At 69.1% G+C, this 20,575-nt stretch carries 23 protein-coding genes; 13 read left to right on the forward strand and 10 right to left on the reverse strand.

Annotation, left to right across the window (positions count from 1 at the left end; genetic code table 11):
• Nucleotides 1-80 precede the first annotated feature (80 nt).
• From QM582_RS01200 to QM582_RS01210, 3 genes are all read right to left on the reverse strand, one after another.
• Nucleotides 81-1,127 carry a hypothetical protein gene (locus tag QM582_RS01200; protein WP_415081010.1) on the reverse strand — a complete coding sequence of 349 codons (1,047 nt, stop codon included), beginning with the start codon at nt 1,125-1,127 and terminating at the stop codon, nt 81-83.
• A 231-nt stretch (nt 1,128-1,358) separates the two neighbouring features.
• Nucleotides 1,359-3,392 (reverse strand): thioredoxin domain-containing protein, encoded by a 2,034-nt coding sequence (locus tag QM582_RS01205; RefSeq protein WP_415081011.1) that lies wholly within the window; start codon nt 3,390-3,392, stop codon nt 1,359-1,361.
• A 117-nt stretch (nt 3,393-3,509) separates the two neighbouring features.
• On the reverse strand, nt 3,510-4,430 hold the full coding sequence (locus QM582_RS01210) for an IS982 family transposase (protein WP_415081013.1): 921 nt from the start codon (nt 4,428-4,430) through the stop codon (nt 3,510-3,512).
• Between the two features lie 324 nt (nt 4,431-4,754).
• Between QM582_RS01210 and QM582_RS01215 the strand changes: the two genes are divergently transcribed.
• Both QM582_RS01215 and QM582_RS01220 read left to right on the forward strand, forming a co-directional pair.
• Nucleotides 4,755-5,165 (forward strand): DNA-binding protein, encoded by a 411-nt coding sequence (locus tag QM582_RS01215; protein WP_415081014.1) that lies wholly within the window; start codon nt 4,755-4,757, stop codon nt 5,163-5,165.
• Nucleotides 5,166-5,288: 123 nt separating this feature from the next.
• The gene (locus QM582_RS01220; protein WP_415081015.1) at nt 5,289-6,581 is read left to right on the forward strand and encodes an ATP-binding protein; all 1,293 of its coding nucleotides are present in this window, start codon (nt 5,289-5,291) and stop codon (nt 6,579-6,581) included.
• 18 nt (nt 6,582-6,599) lie between these two features.
• Here QM582_RS01220 and QM582_RS01225 read toward each other — a convergent pair whose 3' ends face one another.
• Complete coding sequence (locus tag QM582_RS01225) at nt 6,600-6,764, reverse strand: hypothetical protein (protein WP_415081017.1); 165 nt, start codon at nt 6,762-6,764, stop codon at nt 6,600-6,602.
• A complete protein-coding gene (gene mca, locus QM582_RS01230; protein ID WP_415081019.1) occupies nt 6,746-7,690 on the reverse strand; it encodes a mycothiol conjugate amidase Mca in 945 nt (314 codons plus the stop codon). The genes QM582_RS01225 and mca overlap by 19 nt, the downstream gene beginning before the upstream one ends.
• Before the next feature lie 62 nt (nt 7,691-7,752).
• Between mca and QM582_RS01235 the strand changes: the two genes are divergently transcribed.
• From QM582_RS01235 to QM582_RS01245, 3 genes are read left to right on the forward strand one after another with little or no spacing between them, the layout of a single operon-like run.
• Entirely contained in the window at nt 7,753-8,154 is a 402-nt protein-coding gene (locus tag QM582_RS01235) for a DUF4307 domain-containing protein (RefSeq protein WP_415081021.1), read from the forward strand.
• A 31-nt stretch (nt 8,155-8,185) separates the two neighbouring features.
• Nucleotides 8,186-8,698 carry a transcription elongation factor GreA gene (gene greA / locus QM582_RS01240; protein ID WP_415081023.1) on the forward strand — a complete coding sequence of 171 codons (513 nt, stop codon included), beginning with the start codon at nt 8,186-8,188 and terminating at the stop codon, nt 8,696-8,698.
• Nucleotides 8,699-8,746: 48 nt separating this feature from the next.
• Nucleotides 8,747-9,478 (forward strand): hypothetical protein, encoded by a 732-nt coding sequence (locus QM582_RS01245; protein WP_415081025.1) that lies wholly within the window; start codon nt 8,747-8,749, stop codon nt 9,476-9,478.
• Between the two features lie 160 nt (nt 9,479-9,638).
• Here QM582_RS01245 and QM582_RS01250 read toward each other — a convergent pair whose 3' ends face one another.
• From QM582_RS01250 to QM582_RS01265, 4 genes are all read right to left on the reverse strand, one after another.
• Complete coding sequence (locus tag QM582_RS01250) at nt 9,639-10,046, reverse strand: DUF2089 domain-containing protein (RefSeq protein WP_415081026.1); 408 nt, start codon at nt 10,044-10,046, stop codon at nt 9,639-9,641.
• Nucleotides 10,043-10,921 carry a hypothetical protein gene (locus tag QM582_RS01255; RefSeq protein ID WP_415081028.1) on the reverse strand — a complete coding sequence of 293 codons (879 nt, stop codon included), beginning with the start codon at nt 10,919-10,921 and terminating at the stop codon, nt 10,043-10,045. Before QM582_RS01255 ends, QM582_RS01250 begins: the two co-directional genes overlap by 4 nt.
• A 46-nt stretch (nt 10,922-10,967) precedes the next feature.
• Nucleotides 10,968-12,143, reverse strand: a complete 1,176-nt coding sequence (locus QM582_RS01260) for an AI-2E family transporter (RefSeq protein ID WP_415081030.1) — start codon at nt 12,141-12,143, stop codon at nt 10,968-10,970.
• 94 nt (nt 12,144-12,237) lie between these two features.
• Complete coding sequence (locus QM582_RS01265; protein ID WP_415081032.1) at nt 12,238-12,519, reverse strand: helix-turn-helix transcriptional regulator; 282 nt, start codon at nt 12,517-12,519, stop codon at nt 12,238-12,240.
• A 77-nt stretch (nt 12,520-12,596) separates the two neighbouring features.
• On the opposite strand from QM582_RS01265, the gene QM582_RS01270 reads away from it, so the two are divergent.
• From QM582_RS01270 to QM582_RS01305, 8 genes are all read left to right on the forward strand, one after another.
• Nucleotides 12,597-13,151 carry a DUF4352 domain-containing protein gene (locus QM582_RS01270; protein ID WP_415081034.1) on the forward strand — a complete coding sequence of 185 codons (555 nt, stop codon included), beginning with the start codon at nt 12,597-12,599 and terminating at the stop codon, nt 13,149-13,151.
• A 396-nt stretch (nt 13,152-13,547) separates the two neighbouring features.
• Nucleotides 13,548-14,750, forward strand: coding sequence for an MFS transporter (locus QM582_RS01275; protein WP_415081036.1), 1,203 nt, complete (start codon nt 13,548-13,550; stop codon nt 14,748-14,750).
• Entirely contained in the window at nt 14,728-15,414 is a 687-nt protein-coding gene (locus QM582_RS01280; protein ID WP_415081038.1) for a uracil-DNA glycosylase, read from the forward strand. Before QM582_RS01275 ends, QM582_RS01280 begins: the two co-directional genes overlap by 23 nt.
• 194 nt (nt 15,415-15,608) lie before the next feature.
• On the forward strand, nt 15,609-17,105 hold the full coding sequence (gene dacB / locus QM582_RS01285; RefSeq protein ID WP_415081040.1) for a D-alanyl-D-alanine carboxypeptidase/D-alanyl-D-alanine-endopeptidase: 1,497 nt from the start codon (nt 15,609-15,611) through the stop codon (nt 17,103-17,105).
• A gap of 174 nt (nt 17,106-17,279) precedes the next feature.
• Nucleotides 17,280-17,915, forward strand: coding sequence for a peptide-methionine (S)-S-oxide reductase MsrA (gene msrA / locus QM582_RS01290; protein ID WP_415081042.1), 636 nt, complete (start codon nt 17,280-17,282; stop codon nt 17,913-17,915).
• 40 nt (nt 17,916-17,955) lie between these two features.
• Nucleotides 17,956-18,351 carry a pilus assembly protein CpaE gene (locus QM582_RS01295; protein ID WP_415081044.1) on the forward strand — a complete coding sequence of 132 codons (396 nt, stop codon included), beginning with the start codon at nt 17,956-17,958 and terminating at the stop codon, nt 18,349-18,351.
• Nucleotides 18,348-19,058: a hypothetical protein gene (locus QM582_RS01300; protein WP_415081046.1), complete on the forward strand. Its 711-nt coding sequence runs from the start codon at nt 18,348-18,350 to the stop codon at nt 19,056-19,058. The genes QM582_RS01295 and QM582_RS01300 overlap by 4 nt, the downstream gene beginning before the upstream one ends.
• Before the next feature lie 5 nt (nt 19,059-19,063).
• On the forward strand, nt 19,064-19,495 hold the full coding sequence (locus QM582_RS01305) for a CoA-binding protein (RefSeq protein WP_415081047.1): 432 nt from the start codon (nt 19,064-19,066) through the stop codon (nt 19,493-19,495).
• Nucleotides 19,496-19,513: 18 nt separating this feature from the next.
• Here QM582_RS01305 and QM582_RS01310 read toward each other — a convergent pair whose 3' ends face one another.
• On the reverse strand, nt 19,514-20,575 hold the full coding sequence (locus QM582_RS01310; RefSeq protein ID WP_415081049.1) for a GtrA family protein: 1,062 nt from the start codon (nt 20,573-20,575) through the stop codon (nt 19,514-19,516).

A 20,575-nucleotide genomic window follows, 5' to 3' on the forward strand; every position in this document is an offset into this window, starting at 1 on the left:
CACCGCTCGCCTAACTATTTGGGGCTCGCCGAATTCGGCGAGCCCCAAATAGTTAGGCGAGCGGTGAGAGGGGGACCAGGTCAGCGCGGCCCGGCGGCACCGCCCAACAGCCGCTCCAGATCCTTGGCCGGAATGGTGGTGGCGCCGGCGGGTTCGGTGATCTCGGCCTTGTCGCTGAGTTCGGCCACGCCCTTGAGCGTGAACTGCTCGGCCTGCAGCCGCCGCAGCATGTCGCCCTTCGACCCCTCCGCCGGCTTGAACCAGGTCCGGATGATGTCGGCCAGGTCGACCGAGACCTTGGTCAGCTTGCCGGACTCGATGGTCAGCGTGGTGTCCAGATTGGCGCCGTCCTGCAGCTCGGCGATCGCCTGATCGGCCTTCTCGGTGGTCAGTTCGTCGTTGGGATCGATGTCGGCGAGGCCCTTGATCAGCCCCTTCGCGTCGGTCACCACCGTGTAGGTGGTGTCGTTGACCCGAGCGACGGTGGAGTTCGTGGTCAGCACCGCGAGGTACCTGGACGGCTCCACGGCCTGCGGCGAGGCACTGGCGGTCTGCTTGGCGAGGTTCTCGATGAACTGCTTCATGCTGGCCTCGTCGATCTGCAGCCACTTGCCGTCGACCAGCTCGTTGAGCCACGGCATCTCACCGGCGAAGCTGCTCAGCATCATCCGGACCTGGGTGCCGGTGAACAGGCCGCTCTGCTGGCCCAGCCCGTCCACGTCGGCGCGGACATAGCCCTTGTTGTTCACCTTGACCAACTCGATGGGCTTGTCGCCGACCGCGATCCGGGCGGAGAAGTCGATCTTGTCGGAGTTGTCGGCCTGCTTCAGCGAGCCCTGCTGGGCCCGGCTGGCCATCGTGAAGCTGAGTTGCGGGATCAGCTTCAGCACCGCGGCGGCCTGCGCCGACTGAGTGGGGTTGGACGCGTCCTGTCCGGCGGCCTTGCTGATCTTGGCCAGATCGTCCGTGGTGGTGTCCAGCTTGACGGTCATGGTCGCCGCCTGCTGGGAACCGAACGCTTCGACCGCCTGGTCCACGGCCTGCTTGGGATCGGGTGCCGCGCAACCGGCCAGAGCCAGGGCCGCGACCGCGCCGCCGGCCACCAGGACATGAGTAAGTCTGCGCATGAGAGTGGGGGGCCTTTCACTTGCCTTCGAGCCGCAACGGATTGTGGGCTCGGGAAGGACATTCTTCCATCCCGGGGGCGACACTCCGGTCACCCCCAGGGATGACCGGCAGCACCGCGAACCAGGTCTTCGGACCACCACCCCTGCTACCGCTCGCCTAACTATTTGGGGCTCGCTGAATTCAGCGAGCCCCAAATAGTTAGGCGAGCGATGGGAGGGGTGCGGACGGGATCACACCCGTTGCCAGAGCGCCTTTCGCAGTTCCTTCACCGTGGACGCCGGGGCGAAGCAGACCGTACCGCGACAGACATACCCGGTCTCGCCGTCGCGGGCCGTCCGGTCGTCGAAGTGGTGGGCGAAGCCGGACGTCCCGGCCTGCCCGGCGACCAGCGCGGTCCCGGCCGGCGCCATTCGGGCCGCGGCCCGGGTGAGGTCGGCCAGCCGGGTCGGCTCCGGGGTGACGATGACCGCCACCGCGGGCGCCAGCCGGCTGGCTGCCTGATCGGCGATCAGCAGGTCGGCGAGCGCCCAGCCGGCGAATCGGGGCGCCGATTCGACCACGCCGCGCAGCGTCTCGGCCGCGGCGTCCGCCCATGCGATCAGCTCCGGACGGTCGGCCAGCAGCCCGGCCAGGCGCAGCGCCGCCACCAGGCAGGCCGTCCCTGACGGGGTGGGGTTGTCGGAGGTTTCCCGGGCGCGGGCGAACGGCTGCGGCCCGGTGCTGCCGGCGGGGGCGTCGTGGAAGCCGCCGTCCTCGGCACCGAACCGTTCCAGGGCCGCCTCCAGCAGGGTGACGGCACGCTCCAGCCACACCGACTCGCCCAGGGCACCGGCCAGCCGGGCGTAGCCGAGCGCCAGGGCACCATGGTCCTCGGCCATGCCGGGGGCGTCACCGGGCACCCCGTCCAGGCTGGTGCGGCGCAGTTCGCCGTCCACCACGAGGCTCCAGGACGCCGTGGCGGCCCGCTCGGCCAGTTCCAACCAGTCGGGCTCGCCGAAGACCAGCGCCGCGGTGACCACCGAATCGATCGCGAAGCCGTTCCAGGCGGCGACCAGCTTGTCGTCGCGGGCCGGCACGAACCGTCCGGACCGCACCTCGCGCAACCGACTCAGCACCGTGTCCAGCCGCTGCCAGTCGGGCGTGCCGCGCAGCTGCAGGGTGGAGAGGCCGTGCTCGAAGGTGCCGCGTTGGGTGACGTGAAACACCTCGCAGGCCCAGTCGGCGTCCGCCTCGCCGAGGGCGTCGGTGAGCAATTCGGGCGACCAGACGTAGTAGATGCCCTCGTGCACCATGCCGCGGATGTCGCACGAGTCGGCGTCCAGGCTGGCCGCGAAGCCGCCACCGTCGAGTTGCAGGTCGTCGGCCAGGAAGGCGACAATGCCGCGCACCGTCCGCTCGAACAGCAGCCGCAGCCCGCGGTCGTGGTCGGCGGTGCGGCACCAGGCGCGGGTGTAGCTGCCAAGCAGCAGCGCGTTGTCGTAGAGCATCTTCTCGAAGTGCGGCACCACCCAGCCGGCGTCGACGCTGTAGCGGTGGAAGCCGCCGCCGACCTGGTCGTGGATGCCGCCGCGCAGCATCGCCTCCAGGCTGCGCTGGGCGATGTCCAGCGAGGCCGGCTCGCCGGTGACCAGCAGGGCGTCGATCAGGCCGGGCGCCGGGAACTTCGGGGCGCGTCCGAAGCCGCCGTGCACCGGGTCGAAGTCGTCGGACACCTTCTGCAGCACCGCCGGGATGTCCACCGCCGCCGGCGCCGGCAGCGCCCCGAACTCGCCGGAGACGTGCGCCACGATGGCGTCCGCGCTGCTCAGCACCTCGTCGCGGCGGGACGTCCAGGCGTCCGCCAGCGCGGTGACCAGCTGGGTGAAGGACGGCATGCCGGCGGCCGGCTCGGGCGGATAGTAGGTGCCGGCGAAGAACGGCTTGCCGTCCGGGGTGAGGAAGACGGTCATCGGCCAGCCGCCCTGCCCGGTCAGCGCCTGGGTGGCCTTCATGTAGACGGCGTCGACGTCCGGACGCTCCTCGCGGTCCACCTTGATCGCGACGAACCCGGCGTTCACCAGGGCGGCGACCTCGGCGTCCTCGAAGGACTCATGAGCCATCACGTGGCACCAGTGACAGGCCGCGTATCCCACGCTGAGCAAGATCGGGACGTCGCGACGCCGCGCCTCGTCGAAGGCGTCCTCGCCCCACGGCCACCAGTCGATCGGGTTGTTCGCGTGCTGCTGCAGGTAGGGACTCGTGGCGTTGACGAGACGGTTGGCCATTCCTGCGGACTCCTGATCGGTCGAGCGCATCACTTCCGGTGACACGCGAAGCAGCTCTCGGGAGACGGGCAGACCGGACCCCGAGTTCACAGCCTAGATGATCAATTCCTGGGGGTGTTAGTGGTCGTAGGCGGTCAGTGTTCTTCTGGCTAGGGAGTTTGTGTGGTGGTTGTGCCAGATGGCGGTGGTCAGGGCGAGGATGCGTTGCGCAACCCGTGCGGCGACGCCGGCCGGGGTGCGGCCGCCGTGTGCTTCGAGGTCGAGTTGGCCCTTCAACGTGTCGTTGACCGACTCGATGACCTGGCGTAGTGGTTTGAAGAACCGTTGCCCGCGTCGGGGCTTCTCGCCCTTGCGGGCCGGGCGGAGCAGATCGATCCCTGCCCGATCCAGCCCGGTCTCGAACTCGCGGCCCAGGTAGCCCTTGTCGGCGATGATGATCTGACGCCGCCGCTGGGGCCGGTCCTGCAACGCGGCGGTCGCGTCGAGCAGGTGTTCCAGGACGTCGCGTTCGTCGGCTTTCGCACCGGTCAACGCCCAGGCCAGGGGCAGGCCGTGCAGGGTGCACACCAGATGCAGCCGGAGGCCCCAGAAGTAGCGGGAATGAGAAGCGCAATACCCGTACTCGGCCCATCCGGCCAAGTCAGAGCGTTTCGCGGTCTCCCGGGACCGGCCACACTCCACCGGGGTGGAGTCCACCACCCACACATCATCAGTGACCACCGGCAACTGTCGGGCCAGCTCCGCAGCAAGCCACGCCATGGTGCCGTTCAGCTTCCGTAACCGCTTGTTATACCCGGACTGGCGGGGCAGATACGGAAACATGCCACTCAGGTGCCGATGGGCGTAGCGCAACCAACGAGCCTCCGAGACGTAGCCGAGGAACGCCTGCATCACAGCCAACACGATCAGTTCAGCATCGCTGATCCGCTCCACGAACCCGGTCACCGGCCGGGCCGGTACCTGCTCGGGATGCGCCTTCAACAGATCATCAGCGCTCACGTAGAGTGCTGTCGCGAGGGTGTCCAGATCGGTGTCCATCAAAGCCTCCAGAGCTTGGTTGGTTCGCAACACCGACTCTGCGACACCCTCACCCACACCCCCAGACGCCACACCGCCCCAGGACTTACTCATCTAGGAGCAGTAGGGACGCCGGCTCACCCAAAGCACCCTGCTGGCCCAGACCGAGGCGGCCCTCGACACCGAGAAGGACACCCCAGCGGGCGCCGACATCGACCACGGCATCGATCCCCTCGACAGACTGGAGATCGGCAAGGCCAGCGTCCTGCACCGAGCGATGCTGCAGGCCCCAACCCCTCCGAAGCGTAACATTTATGTTACGCTCTTCATGAGAGGAGTCCCCCCATGACCGATACCAGCGCCTTCTGGGATGACCTCGCGCACGACCTTGAAGACCCCGAGTTCCTGCGGGAGTTCGTGGTCGAGTCCATGCGCATCGCCACCATCGACGAGGTTGTCAACGCGCTCGACGATGCTCGCGAGGCGGCCGGCCTGTCCAAGGCGGAGCTCGCTCGCGCGATCCAGGTCGAGCCTGCGACCATCCGCCGACTCTTCGCTTCTGAGAAGTCCAACCCCACGCTCGGCACGCTGGCCGAGGTGGCCGCCGCACTCGGGATGAGGATCACGCTCGAACCCCTCGATGACGACGAGCGGTCGCAGGTCACCGAGCCACTCCTGGCCGGTCGCACTGTCGACCCCGTCAGTCTCGCGCGACATCTCCACAGCTTGCGGACCCGCTCCAAAGTGTCGGCGTAACGTCAGACGATCGAGCGCGGGTTACGGCGCTTCGTAGTCAAGCAGGGCAGAACAGCCGATTTTCTATCGTAACCTCTCCCGAAATTGTAGTGTTGCAACGCCCGAAACTGTAGCGTTGGCGACATGGTGGAATCGAGACCAGCGCCGATCGGGTATCGGCGTCGCACCGTCGACGACGATCTCGACGCGCTCATGCCGGGGCTTGCCGCCATCAGCATCGAGGGCCCCAAGGCGGTCGGCAAGACCGCTACAGCGCTCACTCGGGCCGCCACCGTCTACCAGCTCGACGACATCGGTCAGCGCCAGATCATCGAGGCGGACCCGAACCGCCTGACGCAGGGTGCACTGCCGATCCTCGTGGACGAATGGCAGAAGTGGCCGCCGAGTTGGGACGTGATCCGGCGAGCGGTCGACGCGAACCCGTCCCCGGGGCGCTTCCTGCTCACCGGCTCCGCCTCGCCGACCGGCGTCGACACCCATTCCGGCGCCGGGCGAATCGTCCCCATCCGCATGCGCCCAATGTCACTGGCAGAGCGAGGATTCACCGCATCGGTGAGCCTTGCCAAGCTGCTCACGGGATCACGACCGGACATCTCCGGCAGCACGCCAGCCACCTTGAACGACTACGTCATCGAGATCCTTGCGGGCGGCTTCCCCGGCATGCGCGGGCTGACGGACCGGCAGCTCCGAACAGCCCTCGACGGCTACCTGGACCGCGTTGTCGACCGCGACTTCCCGGAGCAGGGGATGACTCTGCGGCGACCCGACAGCCTGCGGTCGTGGATGCGAGCCTACGCGGCCGCAACAGCCACAACTGCCAGCTTCGAGACCATTCGCGACGCTGCCACGCCCGGCGTGGGCAACAAGCCGTCCCTGACCACGACGCTGCCCTGGCGGGACATCCTGACCCGGCTCTGGATTCTGGACCCGGTGCGGGCCTGGCTTCCGTCGGACAACAAGCTCAAGGAACTCGCGTCGTCCGACAAGCACCACCTCGTCGACCCGGCGTTAGCGGCCCGACTTCTCCAGGCGACGCCGCGAAAATTGCTTGGCGGCGAACAGCCCGAGCTGGCCGTCCCTCGCGACGGCACGTTCCTCGGCGCACTGTTCGAGAGCCTGGTCGCGTTGAATCTGCGCGTCTACGCGCAAGCCGCCGAAGCCGACGTACGCCATCTACGGACCCAGCGCGGCGAACGCGAGATCGACTTCATCGTCATTGGGCCGGACGGGGGCGTCGTCGCTGTCGAAGTGAAACTCTCGGCAACGGTGAGCACCGGCGACACCAAGCACCTCCGGTGGCTGAAAGAACGCATCGGAGACCAGCTCCTGGATTCGGTGCTCGTCACCACCGGCACCGAGGCTTACCGTCGCCAGGACGGCATCGCCGTGGTTCCCGCCGCCCTGCTCGGCCCATGAAGGACCGCCGTCCGAGGCTTACTGCTCGGCGGGACTCTCCGGTGACTCGGCGTCCCGCCGGGGCACCCGGATCTTGCCGATCTCATGCCGCATGCTGCGGTACAGCAGGTACATCACCCCGCCGATGAAGACCACCATCAGCAGGGGGAACCAGCTGGCGTCCGCTAGATCGAGTAGGACCATGTGTCGAGCGTAATCGGATTTCGGGTGTCGATGCCCGCGAAGAGGTCGTCCTCGGGCAAGGTCACCGGAACCATCGACTTGGCGAGCTGGTAGTCCTCGGTGGGCCAGCCGGCCTGCTGAATGGCCAGCGGCACGGCGAACCAGGGCCCGTCGGGGTCGATCTGGCTGGCATGCGCGCGCAGCGCATGGTCGCGCAGCGGGAAGTACTCCGCGCACGGCACGAAGGTGGTCAGCCGGTCCTCCACCTCGTCGCGCTCCCAGTTCTTCAGCCACTCCGCGTACGGACTCTCCAGGCCGTGGGCGTGCATCAACTCGTCCAGCTTCGCGAACCGGGCCCGGTGGAAGCCCATGTGGTAGTAGACCTTGAGCACCTGCCAGGGCGCGCCGTGCTCGGGCCAGGCGTCCGGGTCGGCAGCCGCGTCGACCGCCGCCATCGAGATCTTGTGGCACATGATGTGGTCGGGATGCGGGTAGCCGCCGCTCTCGTCGTAGGTGGTCAGCACGTGCGGACGGAACTCGCGGATCACCTTGACCAGGGCACCGGCCGCAACCTCGGGATCCTGCAGGCCGAAGCAGCCCTCGGGAAGCGGCGGCAGCGGATCGCCTTCGGGCAGGCCGGAGTCGACGTAGCCGAGCCAGGTCTGCTCGATGCCCAGGATGGTCTTCGCCCGGGCCATCTCCTCGGTGCGCAGTGTGGAGATCCGGGCCCAGTTCTCCGGCGTGTCCATCTTCGGGTTGAGGATCGAACCCCGCTCGCCGCCGGTACAGGTGGCGACCAGCACCTGCACGCCTTGGGCCACGTATTTCGCGGTGGTGGCCGCTCCCTTGGACGACTCGTCGTCCGGGTGGGCGTGGACGTGCAGCAGCCGCAACGGCTCGCCGAACCCGTCCACACGGATCGAACTGGTGCTGGACATGGGCGCCATTGTGCCCAGCGGCGCGTCCCGGACGCGGCACGATCCACTCGGCGGACGGGCAGAATGGGCCGGTGACCATCACCGCAGCCGACCGCGAACGGATCCGCCGGCGCTACCCGCCCAAGCGACTCTCCCCCGCCATCGTCGCCGTGCTCGGCGTGGTGGTGATCGCCCTGATCGGCTACGTGGTGTGGGTGGCGTCGCACCGTGCGAACCCCCCGGTCACCGGACGGATCGACACCTTCGCCGTGGTCTCCGACAACGAGATGCGTGCCACGCTGGCCGTCGACCGTCCGGATCCGCAGGTGGCCGCCAAGTGCTTCCTGATCGTCCAGGCGGTCAGCTACGACCGGGTCGGGGAACGCTGGGTCGAGGTGCCGCCGGGCACCGAGCAGGTCACCAAGGTGGACGTCAGCCTGCGTACCTTCAAGCGCGGCACGGCCATCTCGGTGGACAGCTGCGGGCCGGCCTGAAGCCTTCCCGGGAAGTTGGTAGGCTCGCTCGATGGCTGACGAGCAGGTTGACACGATCTGGCTGACCCAGGAGGCGTTCGACGCCGCCAGCGCGGAACTCGAACACCTCAAGGGTCCGGGGCGCGCCGCGGTGACCGCGAAGATCGCCCGGGCCCGCGACGAGGGGGATCTGAGCGAGAACGCGGGCTATCACGCCGCCCGCGACGAGCAGGGCCAGCAGGAATTGCGAATCCGGCAACTGGAATCGATGCTGCGGCACGCCCAGGTCGGAGAGGCGCCCGCCGGCGACATCGACCAGGTGTCCCCCGGCTGCCAGGTGACCATCGCCTACGACGACGATCCGGACGACACCGACACCTTCCTGCTCGGTTCGCGGGAGCTGATGGCGCTGGACGACTCCACCGACATCGAGGTGTTCTCGCCGCAGTCGCCGCTGGGTGCCGCGATCATCGGCAAGAAGGTCGGCGAGACGGTCAGCTACTCGGCCCCCAACGGCAAGCCGATCGAGGTCACCATCCTCGAAGTGCGTCCCTACAAGGCCTGATCGAACCGGGGACGGTTCACGGCGCCGCCGCTTCGAAGGGAGCCGGTGATGGACGGGCGGGTCATCCGGAAGCTGGTGATCCTTGCCTGCGCCCTGGCGACGCTCACCGCCTGCGTTTCCCCGCGTCCGTCACGGTCACCGGAGCCGGCCCCACCAAGCACGGCGGGCATCGGCCAGGAGGTCCTGCCCTCGGCAACCCCGATCGACTGGGCGACCTATGCGGATCATCTGGTGACCGTCACGGTGGAGTCCGAGCGACGGCTGCCGATCTCCGAGGACGAGCGCGAGGCTGGCGAGGGCAGCATCGCCCGAGAGCTCACCATGACCGTGACGGACGTGCCGTGGTCACGTCCGGGAACCTCGACGGCAGCGCCGAAGACGCTGACCTGGCCCGAACTCGGCTGGACATTCGATCGGGAGGGCGAGCGGCCACTTCGGATGAGCGGTGTGCCGTGGGTCGAGGTCGGCCGGAACTACCTGATCCCGGTGACGTTCATCCCCAAGGGGGACGGGGACGCACTGATGGACATGTGGATTCCGCTGGGTCTGCAGAACCAACTCCCGTTCCAGGACCAGGTGATTGGCAAGGGCGAGGAAATCCCGCTGGGCAACGGCGAGATCTACGCCGGGAAGACCCGCGGAACAGTGTCCACCGTCCGCGATCGCGCCTGGGGCAAGGGTTCGTCCGATCTGGTCGAACTGCTCCGCACCACCGCCCCCGACCCAAGAGCCCGGATGAGCCTGCCACCGCTGAGCCGCTACGCGGAGACTCAGAAGTAGCGTCGCCGAGTTGACTCCGGCGTCCGAGAACCGTCCCCAACGGTCGAAAATCGCACCGTCGAGAACCGTCCCCGAGGGTTGGGTTTCGCACCCCGGGGACGGTTCTCAACGGTCGGGGACGGTTCTCGACGGTTGAAAATCGACGACTCGGGGACGGTTCTCAGGGCAGCCGGGCGAGTAGCGCCGCGGCCTTGTCCGGGGCCAGGGTTCCGGCCGCCACTTGGGCGAGCACCTGCTCGCGGGTTCCGGACGGGGTCGCCGCACTCTGCGCACTCTCGGACGCCGCGGCGTCCGGTTCGCCGGCCAGGCCGAGCTTGACCAGCAGGTCGGTGAACCGGGATCGCGCGGTCGGGTAGGACACCCCGAGGTGCTTCTCGACCTCGCGCAGGTTGCCTCGGGAGCTGAGGAAGACGGTGAGCAATTCCAGCTCCTTGGCGTCCAGAGCGCAGAACGCGCAGCGGGCGAAATGGCCGGACAGTTCGGTGCCGCAGCCGGGACAGCCGAGCCGGCTGGTGACCAGCTCATCGCCGCACACCGGGCAGTCGGTCGGCGGACGCAGCCCGCTCACCGCAGGTCGGCCTTGATCGTGGCCCAGCCCATCACCACGCCGACATCGAGCCGGGCGGCGCCGTTGCCGAGCACCACCTCGTCCACATTGTCGTTGTCGGTGCCGGCCCAGCTGACCTTGCCGAGCTGGACGTCGGTGCGCACGGTGACGTTCGACCGGTCGCCCAGTTCGATGTCGAGCGATCCCGACTCGCAACGGATCCGCGACCGTCCAGACGCCAGATCGCCGCGGATGCTGGCCGATCCGGCCTGCACCAGGACATCGTTGGCCTCCGCGACCCGGTCGAGCGTGGCACCGCCGGCGGTGATCCGGACCTTGCCCAGGAACGGGACCCCTTCGGTGGTCAGCATGCCGGCGGTCACCTCGGCGTCCACGGCGATGGTGGGGTTGACCCGGACCAGCAGCTCCTTGCCGAGGCCCAGCGCCCGCAGGTCGTCGAAGCTGCGCGGCGGCCGCAGGATGAAGCCGTCCAGGCTGGGGCCCTGATCGCCGTCGCTGGTCACCTCGAGCACCGAGCCGCTGCGCCGCAACACGTGCGGGCCGTCGACGGACGCGGTGGCGACGCTGCCGTCGGCGACGATCCGAACCCGGCGAGCGACGGCGCGGACGCTGACCCGGTCGACGCCCTTGGCGCCGGTGGCTCGGCGCGCGCTGGGCGGCGCCTCCTGATCGACGAACGGCGGCTGGCTGAACACGCCGGCCGAATGCTGCGGGGCATCGGCGGCGATCTCATCGGCGACCTCGGCGTCCGAGGGCTCGGCGGTCGGCGGGGTGGACGCCTTCAGGACGTCGATGCGGCGGGCGGCTTCGGACGCGTCGATCCGTCCAGCGGCCAGCTCCTCAAGGATCTCGGTGAGATCAGGTTCAGTTGCCATGCAGCAAATGTAAACCGCTCTTTTCAGAATAGAAAGAGCAAGTCGGTCAGTGTTTACCCTTGTTCTCCTCGTGCTCGCCGATCGGTAGCCCTCGCAGGTGCCGGACGAAGGCGACACCGAAGGCCATCACGGGAATCACCACCAGTGCGCCGACGATCCCGCCGATCGTGGCGCCCACCGCGATGCCGATCAGCACCGCGAGCGGATGCAGCGACGCGGCCCGGCCCAGCAGCAACGGCTGCAGCAGGTGCGACTCCAGCCACATCACCGCGATCGTGCCACCCAGCATGATCAGCGCCGCCCCCCAGCCGTGGGTGATCAGCGCCAGTGAGGTGGCCACGGTGCCGGCGATCACGGCGCCGACCACGGGCACGAAGCAGACGATGAAGGTGAGCGCGAACAACGCCAGCGCCATCGGGACGCCGAGGATCGCGGCGATGATCGTGACGCCGGCGGCGTCCACAGCCGAGACGATCACCTGGGCGCGCATGTAGCTGACCAGGGACGCCCAGCCGCGATGGGCGGCGGCGTCGGTGGACTCGCGGTAGCGCGGCGGCAGGATGCCGACGAATCCCTTCCACATGTGGTCGCCGTCGGCCAGGAAGAAGAAGGTGGCGATCATCGCGATGGCGACTCCGGCGAAGAAGTGCCCGACCGAGGCGCCCACCCGGGCCGCATAGCCGGCGAGCACCGCCCGGGAATCGCTGATCCAGGTGGTCAGCGACCCCATCCACTGATCGATCTGGGCCTGGTCGATGTACCAGGGTTCACCGGCCAGCCACTGCATGAAGGTGTGGAAGCCGGCCACCGTCTGGTCGACCAGCGCCGGGGCCTGGCGGGCCGCGGTGGCGCCGATTCCCCAGATGATCGCGACGACCACCAGGACCATCACCAGCAGGCCTCCGGCGGCAGCCAGCAGCGGCGGCCAGTTCCACCGCTTCAGCCGCTGCGCCAGCGGACTGAGCAGGGCGGCCAGCAGGAAGGCGATGGCCAGCGGCACACTCACCTCGGAGAATTCGGCGAGCAGCCACCCGATACCCCAGACCAGGGCGGCCAGCACGAGCGCCCGCCAGGCCCAGCCGGCGGCCGTCCGGACGCCTTGCGGAATGGCCTCCTCCTCGGCAGGGGCGGCCGGCGACTCGACGAGCACGACCGGAGGTTCGGAGATTCGGGCCGGCAGGGCGGGGCGGCGCCGGGAGCGGCGGAACAGACTGAAAGCCACGCTCAGGTCCTTTCCTGGGGTTGCCGACCACCCTACTGCGGCACGATCCGCGGCCCGGCTGGTGATGCCGTAGTCAGGCGCCGTGAATGGCTACTCAAGGGGCGTCGTCGGGATGAGCTCCGTAAAGCGGCCGGACGAGTTCGCCGAACTCGATCTCGAATGCTTCAGCAATCCGAAACCACGTGCGCAGCGTTCCCTCCGACGCCGGCTTGCCGGGGTTCCGGCGAGGACGGCCGGACTCAAGACTGACGATCGTCGCGCGGCCAACACCGGATCGTGCGGCCAACTCGTCGTAGGACCACCCGCGAGCATGACGCAGACGAGCGAGATGCAATCGCAGTGCGTCGAAGTCAGGCTCGCGGACGAATGGAGTCACCCGTCAACCACAACGGCTCAAGAGATGCGATACGTTATGGCTATCCATCACAGATGGATTGACCCCAGGAGAAGCTCATGATCACTACGCCCTCAAAGACCGCGGTGACACTCGCCGCCACGCTCACACTGGCTCTCGGCCTTGGCGCCTGCTCCGGCCCCGCCCCCGAGGCAACGCAACCGGTGGGGACAGCCTCTACGGCCCCTGCGGAGACGGCGCCAGCGTCGGCCAAGACGAATACGACGCCAAAGATCGGCACACCGGTTGTCGATGGTGATGTGGAGTTCGTCGTCAACTCCGTGAAATGCACCACGGACCCGATGAAGGACGGGAACTACAGCCCACTCGATCCGGACGGGCAGTTCTGCAAGGTGAACGTCTCTGCAACCGCCCTCAAGAACATTGGCATGTTCCTTGGAGACATCACGATCACCACCGCACAGATCGACGGAGAGGTGACCCCGGACGTTGGCGCGATGATGTACGCCGGAGCGCTGAAAGCCGACTACATCAAGAAGGGTCAGAAGCTGACCGGCAACGTGGTGTTCGACATCGCCACCGACGACTCGGTGGCCACAGTGCTACTCAAGGAGAACGCCATGAGCGCGGGTGTGGCCGTCCCGGTCAACTGACCGACCACAAGCCGCCGGATCCCCGCGTCACACCTCGCCGCTCCCACCGTTGCCGCCCGGCAGCCCGGAGCCTCCCAGGCATCTCGGGTGTCGCTCCGCCTTCCTCCGGACGGTGCGCTCGCCTGCCCCGTCGATCTCGCCATCGGCACCTGCTTTCACCTTCGGTGACGACTTTCGTGTTATTTCATGAAACCAGTCATCGATCCGGCCAGCAGACACCGGTGGCGAGATCGGCGCGGAGACGTCCGGCCCGATGCCCGCGAATCTCACCGACGGCTCGCGGCATCCGCGCCAGAAGCGTTCCCCGGGCACGTCCGGGATGACGCGGTCGCCCAGGATCCGACCACGAACCGTCCGCGATCACCCCCGCGACCGTGGGGCTATAGGTTGACCCGAGTGAAGTGGACGCTGCGGACACCGCTGCCGCGCACGGTGGTGATGCTGGCGGTCTCAGCCTTCTTCGTGGCGGTCGGGTTCGGGGTGATGAGCCCGGTGCTGCCGATCTTCGCCTCGTCGTTCGGCGTCTCGAACTTCCTGATCGGGCTCGTGGTGTCGGCATTCGCCGGGATGCGGCTGGCGATCAGCCCGTTCTGCCGGCGGATCTCGGACCGGATCGGCCATCGCCGCACGATCGGCATCGGGATGTGGATCGTCGGGGCGTCGTCCGCACTCTGCGGCATCTCGGGCGGCTACGCAGAGCTGTTGCTGTGGCGTGCCGTCGGCGGCCTCGGCTCGGCCATGTTCACCATCTCGGCCACCGCCCTGCTGCTGGCCAGCGTCGGCCCCGAACTGCGCGGCCGGGCCAGCGGCCTCTACCAGGGCGGCTTCCTGCTCGGCGGCATGACCGGGCCCGCGATCGGCGGGCTGTTGGCCGGCATCTCGCTGTCCGCGCCGTTCTTCTTCTATGCCGGAACCCTGGTGATCGCCGGCACCATCGCCTTCACCCAGTTGCACGACCCGCCCGGCATGGCCGAGGCGGCCGCGGTGGCGCCGACCCGGTCGCTGCGCCAGGTGGTCGCCGACAGCCGCTTCCGGGCCGCCTGTCTGATGAGCTTCGGCCAGGGTTGGCAGAGCTTCGGCGTCCGCTCGGCGCTGGTGCCGATCCTGGTGGTCGGCGCGCTGCACGCCGAACCGTCCTGGGCGGGCATCGCGTTCGCGATCGCCGCCGTCGCCCAGACCGCCGCCCTGCCCGCGGCCGGACGCGCCACCGACACCATCGGACGCCGCCCGGTGATGGTCACCGGTGGCGTGCTGGCAGCGGTGGCCACCATCGCCACCCCGTTTGCACCCAACCTGCAGGTGCTGATCGTGCTGCTGTGCATCTACGGGGTCGGGTCGGCAGCCCTGGGCACCGCCCCCACCGCGGCGTTGGGCGATGCCGCCAAGGACGCCGGCAGCCAACCCATCGCGATCTACTCGATGGTCGGCGACATCGGCGCCATCCTGGGGCCGCTGGCCGCCGGCATCCTGGCCGATCATTGGGGGATGTGGGCCGCGTTCGGCTCCGGTACCGCCATTCTGGTGGCGGGCACGGTGGCCGCGGCGATGATCCCGGCCCGGCTGGACAGGAGGAACAGTGAACCCGAAACCGTTGAGTGAGTTGGTCGCGCCGGATTGGGCACAGGCCCTGCAGCCGGTCGCCGGACGGATCGCCGCGATGGGCGACTTCCTGCGCGCCGAGCTCGCCGAGGGACGCGGCTATTTCCCCGCCGGCACCAACGTGCTGCGGGCGTTCGGCCGTCCGCTGGCCGGAGTCCGGGTGCTGATCGTCGGGCAGGACCCCTACCCCACCCCCGGCCACGCCGTCGGGTTGTCCTTCTCGGTCGCCCCGGACGTCCGCCCGCTGCCCCGCTCGCTGGTCAACATCTACACCGAGCTGTCCAGCGACCTGGGCATCGCGCCGGCCGCGCACGGCGACCTGTCGGCCTGGTTCGAGCAAGGCGTGCTGCTGCTCAACAGGGTGCTCACCGTCCGCCCCGGCTCCCCCGGATCGCATCGCGGCAAGGGCTGGGAGGAGGTCACCCAGTGCGCCATCCAGGCGTTGGTGGCCCGCGGCGGACCGCTGGTCGCCATCCTCTGGGGTCGGGACGCGCAGAATCTCCAGCCGATGCTCGGCGACGTCCCGGTGATCGCCTCGGCACACCCGTCGCCGTTGTCGGCCCGCTCGGGGTTCTTCGGCTCGCGTCCGTTCAGCCGCACCAACGCCGCACTGGCCCAGCAGGGCGCCGACCCGATCGACTGGGAACTCCCCGCCCTGAACTGAGCGACGGTTCCTTTCCGGTTCAGGGGACGGCTCCTTGAACCGGAAAGGAACCGTCCCGGCTTGGTTCGCCCCCGCTTGGTTCGTCCCCGCTTGGTTCCGGACCGCGTCCTCCCGACTGTCGGACGTCTGGCGAGCCGCCGCGTCGTTGTGTCATCGTGGGCGCACCCCCACCCCCCTTGGAGACACCCCCGATGATGGCCACACCGCGCCGCAGCATGCTCTTTTCCCTGGTCACCCTGTGCAGCCTGGGGCTGCTCGTCGTTCCGACGCCGGCGGACGCCCGTCCGGCGGCGCCGGCGGCGGTGACCGATCCCGACCTGGCCGGCAAGCTGGACGCCGTCCTGAAGACCTCCGCGGTCACCAAGGCGACCGTCGGCGTCCTGGTCGCCGACTCCGCCTCGGGCGACGAGCTGTACAGCAGATCGGCCGCGACGGCGATCAGCCCGGCCTCGAACATGAAGCTGCTCACCTCCGCCGCCTCCCTGGACCTGCTCGGTCCCGAGTACCGCTTCGACACCCGGGTCTACGCCCCGGCCACCCCCTCCGCGGACGGCACCGTGAGCAGCCTCTACCTGCGCGGCAACGGCGACCCGACGCTGCTGGAGTCCGATCTGAAGTCGCTGGCCGCGCAGCTGAAGGCGGCCGGCGTCCGGCGGGTCAGCGGCGCCGTGATCGGCGACGGCGGCTATTTCGACAACGACAAGTACAACGACTATTGGAACCCCAACGACTACAACTCCTCCTACGCCGCGCAGATCTCCGGGCTGACCCTCTCGCCGTCCTCGGCGTTCAAGGTCGGCACCATCCAGGTCACCTACAAGCCCGGATCGAAGACCGGCAAGAAGGCCGTCCTCGGCGTCGTTCCGGCCACCGCGGCCGGCTACCTGAAGCTGGTCAACAAGACCACCACGACGAAGGCCGGCAGCGGCGCGAGCGTCGGCGTCCGGCGCAGCAACGGAACCAACACCGTCACCGTGTCCGGCCGGGTGGCGCTGAAGCGATCGACCGTCGCCGCGACCGTGACGATCAGCAACCCGGCCCGCTACGTCGCGCATGTCTTCCGCAACGTGCTGCGGGCGAGCGGCATCGTCGTCGACGGATCGGCGACCACCGGAAGCCTGCCGACGGCGCGGGTCAGTCTGGCGTCCGACACCTCGGTGCCGCTCAGCACGATCGTCCGGACGCTGATGAAGCCCTCCAACAACGGCATGACCGAGCACCTGATCAAGACCCTCGGACGCAGCGGCGACAAGGCCGGCACCTGGAAAGCCGGATCCGCCCGGGTGCTGAGCTGGCTGAAGTCCACCCAGAGCGTGCCCAGCACGGTGCAGATCGTGGACGGCTCCGGCCTGGCGCACCGCAACAAGCTCACCGCCCAGGTGCTGGTCCGGGTGCTGCAGTACGCCCGTACCCGCACCTGGTTCGGCATCTTCCACGACGCCCTGCCGCTGGCCGGGAACGCCGATCCGGCCATCGGCGGCACGCTCAGCTCGCGGATGCGCGGGACGCCGGCGCAGAACAACCTGCGCGCCAAGACCGGCACCCTCAGCGGGGTGACCGCGCTCAGCGGCTACGTCAGCGACACCACCGGGCAGCTGTACACCTTCTCGATGCTGGGCCGATACACCGGGACCTCGCCGCGACCGGTGTTCGACAAGGTCGGCGCCGCGCTGGCCGGCTGGAACCGCTGACCGGAACCTGGAGCGCCGATTGTCGCTGGTCGAGCTTGTCGAGACCCCTCCGGCAGCAGGTTTCAAGCTCAACCAGCGATCCGTCGCACTGATCGGCGGTTCCCGAAGCCTCGATCCGCTGTCTGCTGGAATGCTCGGACACGTCCGGCGGTTGCATCTCGCAGGAGGCCAAGCATGCTGTTCACCAAACCGACCATGGTCGATCCCCGCATCGCCCTGCCCGGACGCGAAACTCCGGTGCTGCGACACCCGTTCTTCCATCGGGTGTTCGGTCATCCGGTCGACCGGGTTCCCGAGGGCGCCGAGGTGGCGATCCTCGGCCTGGGTTGTTTCTGGGGCGTCGAGAAGCTGTTCTGGAACACCCGCGGCGTGGTCAACACGGCCGCCGGCTACGCCGGCGGGTTTACCCCGAACCCGACCTACGAAGAGGTCTGCTCCGGACGCACCGGCCACGCCGAGGTGGTGCGCGTGGTCTACAACCCAGCCAAGCTCAGCTACTCCGACCTGCTGCGGATCTTCTTCGAGAACCACGACCCCACCCAGGGCTTCCGGCAGGGCAACGACCGCGGCACCCAGTACCGGTCGGTGATCCTGACCCTGGACGACGACCAGCAGCAACGCGCGCTCACCGCCCGGGACGCCTTCACCAGGGCGTTCGCGGACGCCGGGTACGGCCCGCTCACCACCGAGATCGAACCGGCCGACGCCTTCTACTACGCCGAGGACTACCACCAGCAGTACCTGGAGGCGAACCCCCGCGGGTACTGCCCGATCCATGCCACCGGGGTGACCTGCAACCCGGACGCCTGAGCCGGGTCCCCGGTTCGGTCGTCGCACTATTCTGACCGGCATGATCGACACCGACCTCGCCGGACGCCTGAAGTCCGCCGGGCTGAGCTGGCGCCCGGCCAGCGGCGACCGGTTCACCATTCCCGGCGGCGAGCTGGCCGACGAGGTCTTCGTGATCGCCGAGATGGTGATCGAGGCCGACGAAGTGCCGGGCGAATCGATGATCTTCAAGTTCAACGGCACCACCGAGTGGGCGCTGGACTCGATCGACCACACCCGGGTGCTCTGGCTGCCCCGCGAAGACCAGTTGCGCGACGAGCTGGGTGAGCGTTTCCAGACCCTGGAGGCGGTTCCGGGCGGCTTCGCGGTGACCCTGACCGACGGCACCCGGCACCTCGACATCGACGCCGAGCGCAGTTACGCCCGCGGCCTGCTGCACCTGCTCGAGACGTCGTGAACGTCGTCGTCCCGCACCGCTTCCGCGGCCCCGCCGATTCCGGCAACGGCGGCTACAGCGCCGGCGCGGTGGCGGCCGCGCTCGGGTTGCCGCTGGGTCCCGCCGAGGTGACGCTGTGGCGTCCGCCGCCGTTGGACGTCCCACTGCCGGCCGTCGTGGACGCCGCCGGCGTCCGGGTCGGCGCCGCGGACGCCCTGGTCGCCGAGGCCCGTCCGGCCGCCTTGGACCTGGACATCCCCGAGCCGGTCGGCTTCGGCGAGGCCGGGCAGGCGGCCCGGGACTGCCCGTGGCTGGTCGATCATCCCTATCCGCAGTGCTTCGTCTGCGGCACCGACCGTCCGGACGGGCTGCAGATCTTCCCCGGCCCGGTTCCCGGACGTCGGGTCGCGGCAGCGCCCTGGGTGCCGGACGCCACCGTCTGCGCCGACGGCGCGGCCCGTCCCGAGGTGGTCTGGGCGAGCATCGACTGCCCGTCCCTGTTCGGCTACGGCTGTTTCGCCGAGTGGCCGGCGCTGATGCTGCTGGGACGGTTCACCGCCGAGCTGCGCCGGCTGCCGCGGCAGGGTGAACGGTGCGTGGTGATGGGCTGGGCGCTGGGCCACGAGGGCCGCAAATACGACACCGCGGCGGCCCTACACACCGCCGACGGCGAGTTGCTGGCCGCCAGCCGGGCGCTGTGGATCACGCTGAACAAGCCCGTAGGCTGACCGCCATGACCTCGGACGCGCCGACCCGCCCGGCCTGGCAGGACCAGGCCGCCATCGACCACTTCCTGGACCGGTCCGAGGTGTGGGCCGTGGTCGGGCTGTCCGACAATCCGGAACGCACCGCGTACGCCATCGCCGCGTTGCTGCAGAGCCGCGGCAAACGGATCGTCCCGATCCATCCGGCCGCACCGACCGTGCTCGGCGAGCAGGGCTACCCGTCGCTGGCCGAGGTGCCGTTCCACATCGACGTGGTGGACGTCTTCCGCCGCTCCGAGGCCGCCGGCCCGTTCGTCGACGAAGCCCTGGCCATCGGCGCCGGCGGGGTGTGGTTCCAGCTGGGCGTGATCGACCACGACGCCTTCGCCCGCGCCCAAGCCGCCGGGCTGCCGATGGTGATGGACACCTGCCCCGCGATCGAATGGCGCCGGCGCGGCTGAAACCGCTCATCACGGCGCTCAGCGCCTCCCGGCAAGCACGGGTTCCCGTTCCAGCGCCACGGCCCCGACCGAGCCGCCGGCACCGAAGACCAGGCTGCGCTGGACGTGGTAGCTGGCCAGGAAGAGCACGGGTTCGACCAGCAGCTTGGCGGCCAGCAACGCCATGCCGAGGCCGGTCAGCGCGGCCAGCAGACCGTAATTGGCGAGCAGCAGCACCGACACCAGCAGGTAGTAGCGGCCCAGCGCGCCGCGGGTCCGACGCCGCGACGCGAACACCAGGCGCCGGTTGATCGCGAAATTCGCCGCCGAGCTCACCGCGCGTGCCACGATCACCGAGACCAGCAGGTTGCCGGTCCAGGCCTGCATCGCCAGCAGCACCAGCAGGTCGACCGCGAAGCCGGCCAGTGAGGACGCCGAGAAGGCCAGCAGCGGCCGGTAGACGCGGATCGAATCGGCCAGCGGACGGAAATGCGAGGAGGCGTTCCCGGCCAGATAGACGGTGTCTATCGGCAGCTCCTCGATCGTCCAGCCGGCACCCCGGGCCCGCAGCAGCAGGTTGAGTTCGTACTCGAACCGGTCCCCCGGAACACTGCCCAGCCAGCTCAGCGCGGACGCCGGGTAGCCCCGCAGCCCGGTCTGGGTGTCGCTCACCGGAACGCCGGTCACCGCGCGGAAGACCCAGCGGGTGATGGCGTTCCCGACCCGGCTGCGGGCCGGCACGCGGCCACCGAAGGACCGGACGCCGAGCACCATCGCCCCGGGACGGACCGCGCGGCCGACCCGGAGGATGTCCAGGACCCGGTGCTGGCCGTCGGAGTCGGCGCAGACCACGTCCTGGCCCGGGTAGTGCGCCGCGATGTGCGCGAAACCGTGCTTCAGCGCCGCACCCTTGCCGTGGTTGACGGCGAACCCGATCACGTCCGCGCCCAGGGCGGAGGCGTCGGAGAACACCGGTGCGTAGAGCGGGCCGCTGCCGTCGTCGACCACCACCACGTCCAGTTCGGGAGCGATGTCGGCCAGCTCGCGGAGCAGGTCGAGCAGCTTGTGGTCCGGCTCGTAGGCGGGGATCAGCAGCACCAT

This window comes from Micropruina sp. (genome assembly GCF_047607385.1).
In the GTDB taxonomy this organism is placed as follows: domain Bacteria; phylum Actinomycetota; class Actinomycetes; order Propionibacteriales; family Propionibacteriaceae; genus Micropruina.